The organism is Nocardia acididurans, assembly GCF_016741815.1.
Lineage (GTDB): Bacteria > Actinomycetota > Actinomycetes > Mycobacteriales > Mycobacteriaceae > Nocardia > Nocardia acididurans.
Genome location: NZ_JAERRJ010000005.1, coordinates 34348 through 49097 on the forward strand (window position 1 = coordinate 34348; position 14750 = coordinate 49097).

Below are 14750 nucleotides of genomic sequence, written 5' to 3' on the forward strand. Positions count from 1 at the left end.
CCCCGGTTCCCGGACCGTCCTGTTGGTCCGGTGCACGTTCCAGCGGGCCATGCGCGGGTCACCGGCACATTGTGACGTGGGCCGCAGCATCCGACGATGTGAGCTGGCCCGGGGGGCGATACGCAGTGTTCAGTGAGAGGTGTGGAGCAGCAGTGACGGTTGAGCAGGTATTCGAAACGGCCGCAACGTATTCCGTGGCGGAGACGGAGACGCTGCCGGGCATCGTCGCGGAATTGAGCCGGACCGCACCGGAGTTCGTGGCCTTCCAGATCCCGAACGGCGCCGGATGGACCGATATCCCGGCCGCCGAATTCGAGCGCCAGGTCACGGCCGTGGCCAAGGGGCTGATCGCGTCCGGGATCGAGGCGGGCGACCGGGTGGCCATCATGGCCTCCACCCGGTACGAATGGGCGCTGCTGGACTTCGCGATCTGGACGGCGGGCGGCTGCACCGTCGCCATCTACGACTCGTCCGCGACCGACCAGGCGCAGTGGATCCTCACCGATTCCGGAACCAAGCTGCTGCTGGTGGAGAACGACCGGCACGCCGCCGTCGTCGCCCCCATCAGCACCCCCGATCTGCGCGAAACCCTGCGCATCGACCAGGACGCCGTCGCGACCCTGATCGCGCGCGGCGCGGCCGTCACCGACGAGGCGCTCGCCGCCCGCGCCACCACGCAGAACTCGGCGTCCCCCGCGACCCTCATCTACACCTCGGGCACCACCGGCCGCCCCAAGGGCGTGGTGCTGACCCACGCGAACCTGCTGGCGGAGGCCCGATCCGGCCGCCTCGCCCTGGCCGACCTGCTCGCGCCCGGACAGCGCACGCTCATGTTCCTGCCGCTGGCGCATGTGTTCGCCCGCGCCATCTCGGTGGGCGCGCTGGCCGCGCGGGTGACCGTCGCGCACACCGCCGACTGGACCACGCTCACCGACCAATTCGCCTCGTACCAGCCGAATTTCGTACTCGCCGTGCCGCGCGTCTTCGAAAAGGTCTACAACGCCGCCGAACAGCGCGCACGGGAGGCGGGCAAGGGCCGCGTCTTCGAACTGGCCGCCGCCACCGCCATCGAATGGAGCCAGGCCCTGGAGACCGGTAACGCGAGCCTGTGGCTGCGCCTGCGGCACGCCCTGTTCGACCGGCTCGTCTACACCAAACTCCGTGCGGCCCTGGGCGGCCGGTGCCGGCACGCGGTCTCCGGCGGCGGACCGCTCGGCGCGCGGCTCGGGCACTTCTTCCGCGGCATCGGCGTCACCGTGTACGAGGGCTACGGGCTCACCGAGACCAGCGCGGCCATCACCGTCAACACCGCCGCGCATATGCGGGTCGGCACCGTCGGCAAGCCCATCGACGGCAATGCCGTGCGCATCGCGCCGGATGGCGAACTGCTGCTGAAGGGTTCGGTGGTCACACCCGGTTACTGGCGCAATCCGGAGGCGAATGCCGACGCGTTCGACGGTGACTGGTTCCGCACCGGCGACCTCGGCGCCATCGACGCGGACGGCTTCGTCACCATCACCGGGCGCAAGAAGGAGATCCTGGTGACGGCGGCGGGCAAGAACGTCTCCCCCGCCCCGCTGGAGGATTCGCTGCGCGCGCACTCGCTGATCAGCCAGTGCATGGTGGTCGGCGACGGGCAGCCGTTCGTGTCGGTGCTGGTCACCATCGATCAGGAGGCGCTGCCCGCATGGCGGCAGCGGCACGGGGTGGCGGCCGAGGTCCCGCTGGCCGAGCTGGTGGAACACCCCGGCCTGCTGGGCGAGATCGAAAGCGCCGTCGCCGAAACCAATTCGAAGGTGTCGAAGGCCGAGGCCATCAAGAAGATTCGGGTGCTGCCGGTGGACTGGACGCAGGAGACCGGCGAGCTCACCCCGAAGATGTCGCTGAAACGCGCTGTGGTGCTGGAGAAGTTCGCCGCCGACGTGGCCGCGCTCTACTCCTGAACACCCGGCCCTGCGGGCGGCGCGCTGACGCGGTACGCCCGCAGGGCCAGATACAGTTCGACGGCCTCCGCGGGCGACGACAGCCGGCGGCCGGTCAGCTCCGCGATGCGATTGATCCGGAAGCGCACCGTATTGCGGTGGCAGAAAAGGCTTTCCGCGACCGCCGCCACCTCGCCGCCGTGTGCGAACCAGCCGCGCGCGGTGTCGAGCAGGGTGATCCGATCGTGCTCCGGCAGCGCGAGAATCGGGCCCAGCACCGTCGCGGTGAGCGCGGCGGCGATATCCGGGGCGGTGGCCAGCAGCACCGGGATCAGCGCCTCGTTGTAGTGCAGTACCTGCCGGGAATCGGGATCCGCTGCCGCACAGGTCGATTCGGCCTGCCGCAGCGCCGCCGGCGTCTCGGTCAACGCGCCGAAGGGAGCGCTGATGCCCACCCGGCCGACGGTGCGCTCGGCCAGGATGTCGCAGAGCCGCTCCACGGTGAACCGCTCGGTCAGCGCCACCAGCCCGACGTGCTGATCCAGCTGCACCCGCCATGCCGAGCGCACCCCCAGCACCGCCAGCGCCTCCGCGATACCGGGAATCGCCTCCTCCGCGGTCGCGCCCGCGGCGGCGGCCACCACCGCGTAGGAACCCTGCGGCGGTAATCGCAGCGCCCGCGCGCAATCCCACAGCCGGGTGCCGTCGGCCCGGCCGGAGAGCAGGGCGTCCAGTGCGGCGTCCTGCGCGCGGGCGTCCCGGCGCGAATGCTCGGCGACGGCCTCCTGATAGCCGATCGTCAGCGCCTGCGAGTAGTCGTCCACGAGCTTCCACACCCGGGTCGCCAGGATCAGCAGTTCGTGCTGCTCCTCGGGCGTGCGCGCCAGGCCGACCAATTCCTCCCACACCACGGCCGAGCCGATGCGGTAGGCCCGCAGCACGGCGGGCAGCGGAATACCGCCCTCGGCCCGCCGCCGCCCGGTGGCGTACGGCGCGTCCGTCCCGGGATCACCGCCCGCGGCGAGATATTCGAGCAGCGCGACCAGATTGTCGCGATTGGCCTTCCGCAACTCCGCGAGACCGACGATTCCGCCCACACCGTAGGCCGGTTCGGCGCGCTGGATCTCGGCGGACACCCGCCGGACGAGATCGTCCAACCGGTCCAGCAACATGCGGCAGGCACGCGCCGCGAAGCCGTCGGGCGGTGGCGGCTCAACGTTCATGGGTTCCCATGGTAGGACCGCGATTGTGTCCGCGCACAACCAGATCGGCATTTCAGCGCGGAATTACGGCGACCCCTGTGCTCGCGCACATTCTGCTAGCGCTGCCCGTGACCGAGCCCGCCGACCGCCGCGCCGAGCTGGCCGGTGGTGTCGAGCAGGAGGTCGAAGATGTCCTGCGGAACCAGTCTTCCGTTGCACCACAGCAGATTGCAGTTCGACGGCGCGTAGGGCCCGACACCGAACAGGATCTCGGTGACGTGCACCGGATCCACCCAGAAGGCCAGATCGTCGAGGCTGCCGATGAGCGGGCCGAAGCTGTCGCCGTAGCGGTACGGGCTGTCGAACGGTTCGGCGGGGACATCGGTGACGGCCGCGACCACCCGGCGCAGGAACTCCTTGTTGTCCGGATTCGATTCCGCGGCGAGGGAGGTCTGCAGGTTGCCCGGGTCGATGCCCGCCGGAATGCCCAGCCGCACGATCACCAGGTCCCGGCTGGGCACCACGGCCACGAACTGGCCGAGCGCGCCCACGAAGGCGTACAGGTCACGGGGTGCGCCGGGAAACATCGCGTGCTGGAAGGTCCGGGCGATGGGGACGGTGGCGGTCTTGTAGGAGTCACCGGCGTTGAGCCAGAACAGGAATCCGTAACCACCGTTGGCGGCGGTGGGCCGCCGGGCCTGGTCGATGTAGCCGGCGTCGATCAGCTGCTCATCGCCCCAGCGTCCGTTGTCGAGCATGAGCTGCCCGAGCCGGGCGATGTCGTCGGCGCGCATGGCCAGGCCGCCGTTGACGGCCGTATTGCCGCTGCGGTCGCGCAGCCACACCCATTGATCACGACCGATGCCCAAGGGGGACATGAGTTCTCGCTGCACGAACTGCTGGAAGTCGAGACCGGTGGTGATCTCCACGATCTTCGGCAGCAGCACCAGCGCCGCCTGCGCGTACTGGAAGGTGGTGCCGGGTTCGAAGGCGAACGGGGTGTGCAGGGTTTGCAGGACCTCATCGGTCTGGATGCCGGCGAGGTCGGCCGCCCAGGTGAAGCGCAGTCCCGTCGTCTGATTCAGCACCTGGCGCACCGTCAGGGCCGCGTGCGCCGCGTCGGCCTGCGGGAAGAACGTGCCGAGCGGATCGTCCAGGCCGAAATACCCCAGCGTGATCGCCCGGCCGATCGCTACCGAGGTGACGCCCTTGGTGGCGCTGGCCAGCGGGACCGGCAGGTTGCCCGTATTCGTGCGGTCACCCACCAGACAGCCGTGCCGATACACCTGAATCGCGTACGCGCCCTTGGCCGAACCGAAATCCATGGCATCGGCCAGGGCGGCCGCGTCGAATCCGGCCGCCACCGCGTCGGCGCGCTCGAAGGCGGCCGCACCGGACGGATTCGAACACCCGGCATCGGCGGGGTCGGCGGCGGCCACCGGGGAGACGACAGCGATCAGGGCGCACACGGCGAGCAGGACCGCCCCCACACCGCCCGCCCGGCTGCGGCGAAACTTCATGGCACAAGGCTATTGAGACACGTTGCACACCACACTGTTCCGATAAAGCAATCCGGATCGCGGGTTTTGTGCCGAAGCACAGCCGCCGGATCGGAACCGCCGCGCGGCACTCCGTACGGTGGAATACTTTCGCGATATGTTCGATGATCCGGATCTCGCCGAAGATCCTGAATTAGCTCAGGCCCGCGTGTTCTTGAGCGAGCTGGAACGGCATATCGCCGGACTCACCCGGCGATTGCACACCGCGCTGACTTCCGAGGCACGCCAGTCGATCGATTCGGAGTTGTCCACGCTGCGCAGATATGTCGATCGAATTCAGCGCCGATTCCCGGGAATCACGCCCGCGCGCGCCAATTGACGATCGACCGGCAGCATGGCCGGGCGGCGGCAGATATCCAGGAACACCCCGAGGCCGACGGCCATCCCGGCAGCCGAGTGAACTCCAGGATCGCCTCGGTCAGCAACTCGGGCTGGTCCTCGGGCAGGAAGGTGTACGAGTCGTCGATCAACCTCAGTGTCGCGCCGGGCAGCTCGCGGGCCAGCCGCTCGGCCAGGGCGACCGGGAACAGCCGGTCCTCGCGGGCCCACGCCACCAGCACCGGAATATCGATCTCCGGGAAGTGCGTGGCCGCCTCGAGGGTGTGGCGGTGGTGCAGGGTGCGCAGCAGCCGCCGCAGATCCTTGCGCACCGCCGCGGAATTGCGGCTCGGCAGCAGATAGGAATCCGCGATCTCCGGCGGCAGCGGATGTTTGGCCACCCAGCCCAGTGCGATGGGCAGCCGCATGTCCACGGTCCATGTCATGTCCACACTCGTTGTCAGCCGCCGAGTTTCGCGCGCCACTGCTCGGCCGAGCGGAGCGCGTCCCCGGCCACGCCGTCCAGGTATTCGCCCATCCCCAGCAGCCGCATCCCGGCCGGCGTGGCCGCGCCCAGACCGCCCGCACCGTCCCGCGCCAGGGCCGCCATCCGCTCGTTGCGCCGGGCAGCGGCGAGAGTTGCCCGATACCAAGCGAATTCGTCGATGAAGTAGCGGTCGCGACGCGTGCCTGGATCCCGCTCGCGGCGGATCAGCTCCCGGCCCTCCAGATATCCGACGGCCGCCGAGACCGTCGCCGGACTGACCCGCAGGTGCCGCACCAGCTCCGCGGCGGTCACGCTGCCGGAATCGGCGGCGTACAGGCGCGCCAGTACCCCGGCCGCCACCTTGGGCACGCCGTTCCGGGTGAACATCTCCGCGAAACCCGCCGTGAACTGCGCGATCACCTCCGGCGAGCGCCCGTGTTCGTCTGCGCCGGAGGGGGTTTCGACCTTTCTCGGACGCGGCACGCGGCGCCGGGAGCGCACCACCGTGGCCGCGTGCGCGAGATCCGCGCGGTAGCCGCCCGGCCCGCCGTTGCGGCTGACCTCACGGCTCACCGTCGAGGTGGGCCGGCCGAGTTCGCGTGCGATCTCCGCGTATCCGCGCCCGAGGGCTAGACCATCGGCGATGCGCTGCCGATCCTCCGGTGTGAGCCTGCCGCCCGGCATCGGGCCTCCTTCGTTCACCACGCCAACCCCTATTGCAACACAACCCCAGGTTTTACGTATTCACCTGGCATTAAACGCTTTTCGCGTGAAACCGGTAGTTGCCACCGTTGTGAACGCAACGAAGCGTTCGCCATATCTCGAATGGCGGTAATCAGAGCTGATTAGAGAGCTAAGCCCGTGCGCTCAGCAGTGTCCGGAAAGCGCTATAGTGTCCCGGTGACCAGCCCTGACGCCCGGGAACTCATCCTCCTCGCGGGCGAACGCACCATCGCCGAACGCGGACCCGATGTCGCACTGCGGGATATCGCCGTGGCCGCGGGACAGCGCAACAACTCCGCCGTGCACTACCACTTCGGCTCCCGCGACGGGCTCATCGCCGCCATCATCGAAAAACACCAGCCCGCACTGGAATCCCGGCGCACCGCCCTACTCGCCGACCACGAGACCGCCGGCGACCCGGATTCGGTGGCGGCACTCATCGGCATGCTGGTGCGGCCCATGTTCGACATCCCCTACGCCGAGGGCTCCACCCATTACGCGCGATTCCTCGAACAGACCCGCGCGCATCCCGCGGTCAGCGGACCCGACCTGCACGAGAAGCGCTGGCACGCCACCCGGATCCTGGTCGAGCGGCTGTACCGGACCATGCCGGGACTCACCCCTGGTATGCGGCGCTACCGGCTCACCGCCATGAGCACCGTCATGTTCGCCCTGCTCGCCGACTACGAACGGCAGGAATTCGATTCCGACGACGACCGGATCGCGGTGCAGGACAACATTATCGCCATGCTGGTCGGACTGCTCACCGAACCCGCGCCCGCGATCGCCCGCGCCTGAGCGCCCGCCGCGCTACGGCGTCGCGGTCCGGGCCTGCGGATCGAAGCCGCCCGGGATCTCGTAGATCAGGCCGGTGAAGGTCGCGCCGAACAACCTGCCCGCCGAGAAGCCCCGGTCGCCACGGCCGTAACTCAGCACGCTGGTCATCTGATTGCCGAAGCCCAGCACACAGAATTGGCCGGGCGCGTCGATCCGCACCACCTGGCCGGAGATGTTCAGCGGCACCACCGGGCGATCGGCGGAATCCAGCGTCAAACCGTCGGGCGCGGCGAAGAAGTCGCCACCACCCAGATCCAGCAGCGACTGCGCGGCCCACGGCGCGGCCGTCGGAATCCGGCTCACCCCCGGGTTCGCGAATGTGCGTGACACATACAGGAACTCGTCGTCGCGACCGAGTACCGCGCCGTTCGCGCTGGGCAGCACCGCCCAGTCCGGCGCTACGAAGCCGTTCGGATACACCCGGCCCACGAAACTGGCGAAATCATTGGTGGCGTAGACGGTTCCGTCCGCCGCCACGTCCATGCCGTTCGCCGCGCTCAAGCCCGCGGCATAGGGTTCGGTGAACCCGGTATCGGGATCCACCTTCACGATCCCCGCGTGCCGCAGCGAGTCACCGAGTACGACCCGGGCATCAGCGCCGTAGCCGACCAGCAGTTTCCCGTCCGGCGTCCAGGCCAGCGCACCGCCGCCGCCACTGGGCACCGTGGTGATCGCGACCGGTGGCGCACCCGGAGCGTCGAATCGGTGGACCCGGCCGGTGACCAGATCCGTGGTGAAGGCCCGGCCCGCCGCGTCGACGGTCAGTCCCTCCAGTGCCGCTCCCGGAGCCGATCCGACCACGAAGGTCGGCTGCCCGGCGCCCGGGCAGATCGGCGCCGCGTTCGCGGCGGGCGCACCCGTGACCATCGAGAGTGCCATGGCCGTGAGGGCCGCGAGCCCGAAGGCCGCCGATTTCCGTGTACTCATTTCTCATGCCTCTGATCCCGGGCTTCGGTCAGAAACGGCGTGCACCGGTGACCGGCATATTACCCATATCCGATTCGATCACACCCGTGCCGTAAGTGGAAGCATGGATGACTTTTCCGTCGCCCGCGTAGATGGCGGAATGACCGCCGCCGTAGAAGGACACCAGATCTCCCGGCTGCAATTCGTCCAGACCCACCGGGGTGCCGGAGTTCAGCTGCGAGTAACTGGTGCGCGGCAGATCGACACCCGCCTGCGCATAGGACCACTGCACCAGACCCGAGCAGTCGAAGGAATCCGGACCGTTGCCGCCGGCGCGGTAATAGGAACCGAGTTTCGACTTCGCTGCCTCCACCGCGCGCTCGCCCGTGTTCTGTTTCGGAGTGACCATGGCGGGTGCGGCAGGCGTCGCCGCGGAATCGGTGACACCGGGAATTCCGGTGAGTACGGGCAATGAATTCGGGACGGCGAATTCACCGAGTCCCGCGACCGTGACCGACCGGGATTCCGGAGCCGCCGGAGCGGGCTCGGGCGCGGCCACCACCGCACTGGACGGAATCGGGGCGGATTCGGAATCGGCGGGAAGAGCGACCATCGGATCGGCTTCGGCGGGTGCCACACCGGGAATCGTCACGGGACGGAATCCGAACATCGCCTCCGCAGCAGGCACATATTCGTCCGGAATCTCGAATTCCCCGATGCCGGGTACAGCCACCGGCGTGGCATCCGCCTCGCCCGCCGTGAACAGCAGCGCCGCACCTACGGCCGCTGCGCTCAGGAAGCCTGTCGCCAGGCCCCGCCACGTCAGTCGCGGAAGGAATCGAACCTTCTGTCTGTCACCGGTTGTTTCCATGATGCGGTCCTCCGATCAAGCTGTTGAGAGCTATTCCGGTTTCCGTCCATCAACTCGAACATTCGGTCTAACCAGTCGATCCGAGAATGCATAGTTCACCGAAAATGCATGCTGTGCAACGGATAACATGGGTGTAATTCATAACGAAACAGTAAACATGTGCGGTTGTGTCCAATTGGACACAGCGAGAAATCGGCCCATTTTCGCGAAACAGCGCGCGCCGCACACGGCGAAAACACCACCGCATGACAGGATCGACCGCGATCGCAAGTGCCCTCCCCATCGTTCGGAGGATGTCCATGACCGATTCCGTTACCACGCCCGAACTCCCCCGCCCGCTCGTCGTCACGCTGGGGAATCTCAAAGGCGGCGTAGGAAAAACCACCTCGGCGTTCTTCCTCGCCTCCTATTTCGCCACCGTGCACGAACTCCGCGTTCTCGTGATCGACGCGGATCCGCTCAGCCAGACCGGATACTCCTGGTACCGGCGGCTGCAGAAAGCGGAAATCGCGGTGCCGTTCGAACTCATCGCCTTCCCGTCCCGGCACGTGAACGACTGCATCACCGACAATGCCGGACGCTACGACGTCGTCATCGTCGACGCGGGCGGTGAATCCGCCGATATCTTCAAGGCCGCGGTACCCGTCAGCGACGAACTGATCCTGGTCACCAGCGTCAGCCCGTCCGAGGTCAAACGCGTACCCAGCACCTATCGGGCCGCCGAGGAAGCGGCCACGGAGCACGCGAAGGAGATCCGCGTGCGCGTACTCATGACCAAGGTGCCGGTCACCATGAAGAACGGCGTCAATGTCTCCACCGAATACCGCACCCAGCGCCAGAATCTCGAGGACGCGGGCTACGACGTCTTCGACACCTACATCAGCGCGTGGAAGTGGTACCGGGAGGCCGCCGACGGCGAAGTCGGCGACGGCGCCGAGAACCCGATCGAGGACCTCGGCGAATACCGGCAGGCGGGCGACGAACTGCTGCTGCCCTACCGCGCGGGGGTCACCGTCGCGCGCATGCCGGTGGAGGTGCCCGCCTGATGCCTCCCCAGCGACGCAAGGGAACCATCGGCGGCGCGACCGCCGCACCCGCCCGCAATCCGCTCGCCGACGAGGCCGAGCACACTCCCCCGGTATCACCGCTGCGCGACGCCGAATGGCTGGGCGGCGGATTCGAGGTGCGCAGCGGCCCGGCCGAATCCGGCGGCGATACGGCCACGACCCGCCGCGGCGTCATCGAGCTCATCGCGGACGGGCCCGAACCGGTGCGCGCGGACCCGAATTCGACCGTGCTGTCCATGCCGCTGCCACAGGCCGGCGGCGACGGGCCGCTCAGCTCCGGCGAGCAGGCCCAGCTGGAAATCTGCGAATCCTCCATCGACGCACTGCGAATCGCGTTCTGGGTGGCCGGACGCGCCCTGCAGATCGTGCGCGACGGCCGGCTCTACCGCGCCGACCACGCCAGCTTCGACGACTACGTGGAGAAGCGGTGGGATATGCAGCGGTCGTACGCGCACAAGCTGATTCGCGCGTGGCCGCTGGCCGCCCGGCTGCATCCGCTCGCACCGTCCATCAACGAGGGACAGATTCGCGAGCTGCTGCCGGTGGCGGCGGCCTACGGCGAAGACGCGGCGGTGACCGTGTACACCACGCTCGCGGCGGATGTGAAGGTCACCGCGGGCAGGCTGCGGGAGGCCGTGGCGGTGCTGCCCGACGAGTACAGCGAGGACGAAGCCGTGGCGCGGTTGCGGGCGTGGCTGCGCGGGGATCTCGCCGACGGGAATCCGCGAACGCCGGATCTGTTCAGCACCGTCGAATCCCGGCTCACCGCTTTGACGCAGAAGGTCGTGAAGGGATCCGGCAACGATCCCGTGGCGGCCCGGGAATTCGCGGCGAAACTGCGCACGCTGGCCGAACTCATCGAACAGCAGATACCGGTTGCCGCGCGAATGCCGTAACGGGGTCGCGCGGTAGCTGAACACCGGAAGGGCCCGGCCGTCGCCGGGCCCTTCCGCTTGTCCTGCGACCTGGATCACCGGGCGCGTGATTCATGATTGCGAATACAAAGCCTTTCGGCGATAGCCGTTCGCTATTCAAACTGGACTCTCGATCAGCTCGTTTCGACAGAGAAAGTGAGCCACCATGCGAGTCCTTCCCTTCGCTCTCACCGTCACCGGAGCTGCCGCGGCAGCCGTCCTGCTGGGATCGGGCAATGCATCGGCAGCGGACCCGGTCACCACCGACAACGGCATCGGCCTCTGGTTCACCCCGGCAGAAACGGCCTCGGTCGCGAACAGCCCGATTCCGGACGCCATCGACGCGCTCGTGCCGCCCGCGAATCATCGCGTGTACATGGAGGAGGGTTCGGTACTCGCCTATCCGGACGGCAGCACGAACGCCAGCGACAAGGCCATCATCGGCGAAGCCGCTGCCCACCCCGGCGGGACAGCGGCCATCGTGCTCACCAACCCCCTCAGCCCGATCGACCCGGGGTCGGTCGTGGAGATCTACCAGATCTGGTAGTTCGAACTCCCCGGAACCCGCGGGGGCTTCGCTCGCGAACCCCCGACGCTATTCGCCGACCGCGCGGCGGGCCCGATTGCCCGCCGCGCGGTGGCGTGCGGCACGGGCGGTGGCGGCGTCGAACAGTTCGAGGTGCTCGAAGGCCGGGTCCTCGTCGTCGGGCTCGACCAGAACCGCGCGGCGCAGCTGGGTGCGGGCCTCTTCACGGTCCGGGCGGTCGCGTTCGGCGGCGCGCTCGGCTTCCTCGTCGTCCTCGGCCTGGCGGCGCTTCTTGGAGAGCCGGGCGATGCGCCTGCGGCGGATATCCTCTTCGATGCGCACCTGACGGCGTAGGTACGCCAGATAGGTCACCAGGATGACGCCGGCGATGCCGCACAGCCACCAGAAGCGCGCGGACAGGGCGACTCCCGCACCACCGAACATGAGGGCGCTCAGGATCAGCGCGAGCACCGCGCGCTGGCGGAAGGTGTAGCGGGCGGCGCGGGCGATGGCGTCCGCCTCCGGGTCGAAGCCGCCGCGGCCGCGCCGGGAGGGGACGAAATCCTCGTCCTCGGAATCGGATTCGTCGTCGTCCTCGGGCTCGGGCGCGCGCAGGGCCGGCATGCGGGTGCGCTGCCCGGACTCGGCGGGCGCGGATTCCTCCGGGGCGGAACAGGTCCGGACCGAGACGGGTTCGTCGTCGTCGACGGCCGCCGCGGATTCGGCGTGATCGCCGGATTTCGCCACCTGGTCATCGTATTCGGCGGCGTCGGCGAAATCGGGGTCTTCGGCGGCCGGATCTTCCTCGGCGGCAGCGGATTCCTCGTGGTCGATGTCCGTCTCGGCGGCGGTGCCGGGCTCCGCATCGGAGTACTCGGCCGCCACGGAAGTGCTGCTGTCCGTGCCGGTTTCGCTGGCGGTGTCGAAATCCTCGTCGTCCGATGCGGTGGTAGCGCTCTCGTCCGATCTGGTCATCCGATCCTCCGGATCATCGCTGTGGTGATGCTTCCTGCGAACCGGCACGTAGTCCGGGTCGGTGTCATGTCCGGTGGCCGGACCTTTTCTGGTGCGTCGCTGGGCATCCCCGCGGTGCAGCACTCGGGTCGACAGCGCGGCGTCGGTGTGCTGGCGGATGCGCGGATGCCGGTCGGTCAGCATCGGGAACAGGACGAACACCCAGAGCACGACCAGTCCGATCCACAAGATCGAATTCGGCATCGTGCTCACCTCCGTCCCCGCGTGGCAGTGGTCCCTTCGACGTGCACAGCAGCGCCACCCGATGGCGCAGGACGCACCACCGACGTCCGTAGGCTAGTTCGCCGCCTCAGGAATATTCGCTAGGCGCGCCGATCACATCCGCAACATCAGTAACACCAGATGAACTCTCGGGGGGAGCCGAAAGTTCCGGGCGGTCAGGACTGTGCGGCGCGGCCCGAGCGAATCAGCCTGTCCACCACGGTCCCCGAGATCTCCTCGACGGTCATGGCCACCAGCAGATGGTCCCGCCACTTGCCGTCGACATCCAGGTAGCGCGCGAGCCGGCCCTCCTCACGGAAGCCGACATTGCGCAGAACCGCCTGGCTGGCAAGGTTTTCCGGGCGAACCGTGGCCTCCACGCGATGCAGGCCCACCTCGCCGAAGCAGTGGTCCAGACCCAGCGCCAGCGCCGCCGTCGCGACACCCTGACCGCCGACATCCTTGGCCACCCAGTAACCGATCCAGGCCGAACGCAGCGCGCCGCGAACGATATTGCCCACCGTGAGCTGACCGCTGAACTGACCGTCGACCTCGATCACCAACGGGATCATCGCGCCCCGGCGCGCCTCGGCCTTCAGCGACGACCACAGCGACGGCCAGTTCGAGGCGTGATTGCGCGCCTCCCACGCGCCCCGCCCGGTCGGCTCCCACGGCTCCAGATGATCGCGGTCACGGGTGCGGATGCGACTCCACGCCGCGGCGTCCCGCAACCGGATCGGCCGCAGGGTCACCTGCCCCGCCGCCACCCGCACCGGACCCAGATGCGCGGGCCAGCCCGGGTGCTGCGCAGCCCGGAAGACGTTCATGCTGTACCCCTCAGGCATGCCCGAGGGCCCTGCGTGGTTACGCAAGCTGCCTCCTTCGGGCCTGACTCGCTCATGCCGGGCCTCACCCACGCTGCGCGAGAAACGCGACCCGAACCTCGTCACCTGTGCGTACCTCGGTGACATCCGGATCCACCATGATGAGGCTGTTGGCCTCCGCCATGGTGGCCAGCAGATGCGAGGACGCACCGTTCGGGCCGCCCAGCGGCTGCACCAGATAGTCGCCGGTCTGCTCGTCCCGCATGAGCTGCGCGCGCAGATATCCCCGGCGACCCGGAATCGAGGCGATCGGCAGGATGGTGCGCGCCCGCACGATGCGGCGCATGGGATGCCTTCTGCCCAGCGCGATCCGGATGAGCGGGCGCACCATCACCTCGAAACACACCAGTGCGCCAACCGGATTCGAGGGCAGCAGGAAGGTCGGCACCTCGTCGCGGCCGAGCAGGCCGAAACCCTGCACCGAACCCGGATGCATTGCCACCCGGGTGATCTCCAGTTCACCGAGACCCTCGAGGGCCTCACGCACCTGCTCGGACGCCCAGCCGCCGACCGCACCCGCGATCACCACGACCTCCGAGCGCACCAGCTGGCCCTCCACCACATCGCGCAGGCGCTTGGGATCCATGCTCACGATGCCGACCCGGTTCACATCCGCGCCCGCGTCGCGCGCCGCGGCGGCCAGCGCGTAGGAGTTCACGTCGTAGACCTGCCCGGGGCCGGGCGTGCGGTCGATATCGACCAGTTCCCCGCCCACCGACAGCACCGACAGGCGCGGACGCGGATGCACCAGCACCTTGTCGCGGCCGACCGCGGCCAGCAGACCCACCTGCGCGGGACCGATGATGGTGCCCGCGCGCACGGCCAGATCCCCCGGCTGCACATCGTCGCCGATGCGGCGCACGTAATCGCCCGAGCGCACCGTCTCGTACACCTTCACCCGGGCGCGCCCGCCATCGGTGAAATCAAGCGGCAGAACGGCATCCGCGAGCGTGGGCAACGGTGCGCCGGTGTCGACGCGCACGGTCTGACGCGGCTGCAGCCGGATCGGCTGCCGGGAGCCGGCCGCCACCTCCCCCACCACCGGCAGGGTCAGGTCGACGGGCTCACCGTCCTCGTCGCGAATATCCGCGCCCGCACCCGACACATCCACGCTGCGCACCGCGTAGCCGTCGATGGCGGCCTGGTCGAAACCCGGCAGCGGGCGTTCGGTGACCACATCCTCGGCGCACAGCAAACCCTGGGCCTCCGAGATCGCGACCCGGACCGGTCGTGGCGCGACGGCCGCCGCGGTCACCTTGATCTGCTGATCCTCAACCGAGCGCATTCCGCCCTTCCCT

At 68.6% G+C, this 14750-nt stretch carries 15 protein-coding genes; 6 read left to right on the forward strand and 9 right to left on the reverse strand.

Features of this window, described 5'->3' with window-relative positions; translation table 11 throughout:
* Positions 1 to 152: 152 nt before the first annotated feature.
* Complete coding sequence (locus JK358_RS13395; protein ID WP_372440663.1) at positions 153 to 1943, forward strand: AMP-dependent synthetase/ligase; 1791 nt, start codon at positions 153 to 155, stop codon at positions 1941 to 1943.
* Here JK358_RS13395 and JK358_RS13400 read toward each other — a convergent pair.
* On the reverse strand, positions 1934 to 3145 hold the full coding sequence (locus JK358_RS13400; RefSeq protein WP_201947410.1) for a PucR family transcriptional regulator: 1212 nt from the start codon (positions 3143 to 3145) through the stop codon (positions 1934 to 1936). The two genes, JK358_RS13395 and JK358_RS13400, sit on opposite strands and share 10 nt — an antisense overlap.
* A gap of 95 nt (positions 3146 to 3240) precedes the next feature.
* A complete protein-coding gene (locus JK358_RS13405; RefSeq protein ID WP_201947413.1) occupies positions 3241 to 4644 on the reverse strand; it encodes a serine hydrolase domain-containing protein in 1404 nt (467 codons plus the stop codon).
* Positions 4645 to 4780: 136 nt separating this feature from the next.
* Between JK358_RS13405 and JK358_RS13410 the strand changes: the two genes are divergently transcribed.
* Complete coding sequence (locus JK358_RS13410) at positions 4781 to 5002, forward strand: hypothetical protein (protein WP_201947416.1); 222 nt, start codon at positions 4781 to 4783, stop codon at positions 5000 to 5002.
* On the opposite strand, the gene JK358_RS13415 is transcribed toward JK358_RS13410, so the two are convergent.
* On the reverse strand, positions 4980 to 5447 hold the full coding sequence (locus tag JK358_RS13415; RefSeq protein WP_201947418.1) for an alpha/beta fold hydrolase: 468 nt from the start codon (positions 5445 to 5447) through the stop codon (positions 4980 to 4982). The genes JK358_RS13410 and JK358_RS13415 overlap by 23 nt on opposite strands.
* A gap of 14 nt (positions 5448 to 5461) precedes the next feature.
* Positions 5462 to 6172 carry a GbsR/MarR family transcriptional regulator gene (locus JK358_RS13420; protein ID WP_201947419.1) on the reverse strand — a complete coding sequence of 237 codons (711 nt, stop codon included), beginning with the start codon at positions 6170 to 6172 and terminating at the stop codon, positions 5462 to 5464.
* Between the two features lie 216 nt (positions 6173 to 6388).
* Between JK358_RS13420 and JK358_RS40340 the strand changes: the two genes are divergently transcribed.
* Positions 6389 to 7009, forward strand: a complete 621-nt coding sequence (locus tag JK358_RS40340) for a TetR family transcriptional regulator (protein ID WP_201947420.1) — start codon at positions 6389 to 6391, stop codon at positions 7007 to 7009.
* A gap of 12 nt (positions 7010 to 7021) precedes the next feature.
* On the opposite strand, the gene JK358_RS13430 is transcribed toward JK358_RS40340, so the two are convergent.
* Together JK358_RS13430 and JK358_RS13435 are read right to left on the reverse strand one after the other, a co-directional pair.
* On the reverse strand, positions 7022 to 7975 hold the full coding sequence (locus JK358_RS13430; protein WP_201947421.1) for an SMP-30/gluconolactonase/LRE family protein: 954 nt from the start codon (positions 7973 to 7975) through the stop codon (positions 7022 to 7024).
* A 28-nt stretch (positions 7976 to 8003) separates the two neighbouring features.
* Positions 8004 to 8825: a C40 family peptidase gene (locus JK358_RS13435; RefSeq protein WP_232851266.1), complete on the reverse strand. Its 822-nt coding sequence runs from the start codon at positions 8823 to 8825 to the stop codon at positions 8004 to 8006.
* Between the two features lie 299 nt (positions 8826 to 9124).
* Here JK358_RS13435 and JK358_RS13440 point away from each other — a divergent pair, with 299 nt between their 5' ends.
* The 3 genes from JK358_RS13440 (at position 9125) to JK358_RS13450 (ending at position 11353) form a co-directional block, all read left to right on the forward strand.
* On the forward strand, positions 9125 to 9871 hold the full coding sequence (locus JK358_RS13440; RefSeq protein ID WP_232851267.1) for a ParA family protein: 747 nt from the start codon (positions 9125 to 9127) through the stop codon (positions 9869 to 9871).
* Positions 9871 to 10788, forward strand: a complete 918-nt coding sequence (locus JK358_RS13445) for a hypothetical protein (protein ID WP_201947424.1) — start codon at positions 9871 to 9873, stop codon at positions 10786 to 10788. The genes JK358_RS13440 and JK358_RS13445 overlap by 1 nt, the downstream gene beginning before the upstream one ends.
* Positions 10789 to 10972: 184 nt before the next feature.
* The gene (locus tag JK358_RS13450; RefSeq protein WP_201947427.1) at positions 10973 to 11353 is read left to right on the forward strand and encodes a hypothetical protein; all 381 of its coding nucleotides are present in this window, start codon (positions 10973 to 10975) and stop codon (positions 11351 to 11353) included.
* A 48-nt stretch (positions 11354 to 11401) separates the two neighbouring features.
* Here JK358_RS13450 and sepX read toward each other — a convergent pair whose 3' ends face one another.
* From sepX to glp, 3 genes are all read right to left on the reverse strand, one after another.
* Complete coding sequence (gene sepX / locus JK358_RS13455) at positions 11402 to 12550, reverse strand: divisome protein SepX/GlpR (protein ID WP_201947429.1); 1149 nt, start codon at positions 12548 to 12550, stop codon at positions 11402 to 11404.
* A gap of 194 nt (positions 12551 to 12744) precedes the next feature.
* Positions 12745 to 13395 (reverse strand): GNAT family N-acetyltransferase, encoded by a 651-nt coding sequence (locus JK358_RS13460; RefSeq protein WP_201947432.1) that lies wholly within the window; start codon positions 13393 to 13395, stop codon positions 12745 to 12747.
* A gap of 82 nt (positions 13396 to 13477) precedes the next feature.
* Entirely contained in the window at positions 13478 to 14737 is a 1260-nt protein-coding gene (gene glp / locus JK358_RS13465; RefSeq protein WP_201947434.1) for a molybdotransferase-like divisome protein Glp, read from the reverse strand.
* Positions 14738 to 14750 lie beyond the last annotated feature (13 nt).

Bases quoted from the DNA above. Each gene is read 5' to 3' on its own strand.
- JK358_RS13400 (WP_201947410.1), bottom strand. From the start codon at position 3,145: ATGAACGTTGAGCCGCCACCGCCCGACGGCTTCGCGGCGCGTGCCTGC.
- JK358_RS13405 (WP_201947413.1), bottom strand. From the start codon at position 4,644: ATGAAGTTTCGCCGCAGCCGGGCGGGCGGTGTGGGGGCGGTCCTGCTC.
- JK358_RS13410 (WP_201947416.1), top strand. From the start codon at position 4,781: ATGTTCGATGATCCGGATCTCGCCGAAGATCCTGAATTAGCTCAGGCC.
- JK358_RS13415 (WP_201947418.1), bottom strand. From the start codon at position 5,447: ATGACATGGACCGTGGACATGCGGCTGCCCATCGCACTGGGCTGGGTG.
- JK358_RS13420 (WP_201947419.1), bottom strand. From the start codon at position 6,172: ATGCCGGGCGGCAGGCTCACACCGGAGGATCGGCAGCGCATCGCCGAT.
- JK358_RS13430 (WP_201947421.1), bottom strand. From the start codon at position 7,975: ATGAGTACACGGAAATCGGCGGCCTTCGGGCTCGCGGCCCTCACGGCC.
- JK358_RS13435 (WP_232851266.1), bottom strand. From the start codon at position 8,825: ATGGAAACAACCGGTGACAGACAGAAGGTTCGATTCCTTCCGCGACTG.
- JK358_RS13440 (WP_232851267.1), top strand. From the start codon at position 9,125: ATGACCGATTCCGTTACCACGCCCGAACTCCCCCGCCCGCTCGTCGTC.
- JK358_RS13445 (WP_201947424.1), top strand. From the start codon at position 9,871: ATGCCTCCCCAGCGACGCAAGGGAACCATCGGCGGCGCGACCGCCGCA.
- JK358_RS13450 (WP_201947427.1), top strand. From the start codon at position 10,973: ATGCGAGTCCTTCCCTTCGCTCTCACCGTCACCGGAGCTGCCGCGGCA.
- sepX (WP_201947429.1), bottom strand. From the start codon at position 12,550: ATGCCGAATTCGATCTTGTGGATCGGACTGGTCGTGCTCTGGGTGTTC.
- JK358_RS13460 (WP_201947432.1), bottom strand. From the start codon at position 13,395: ATGAACGTCTTCCGGGCTGCGCAGCACCCGGGCTGGCCCGCGCATCTG.
- glp (WP_201947434.1), bottom strand. From the start codon at position 14,737: ATGCGCTCGGTTGAGGATCAGCAGATCAAGGTGACCGCGGCGGCCGTC.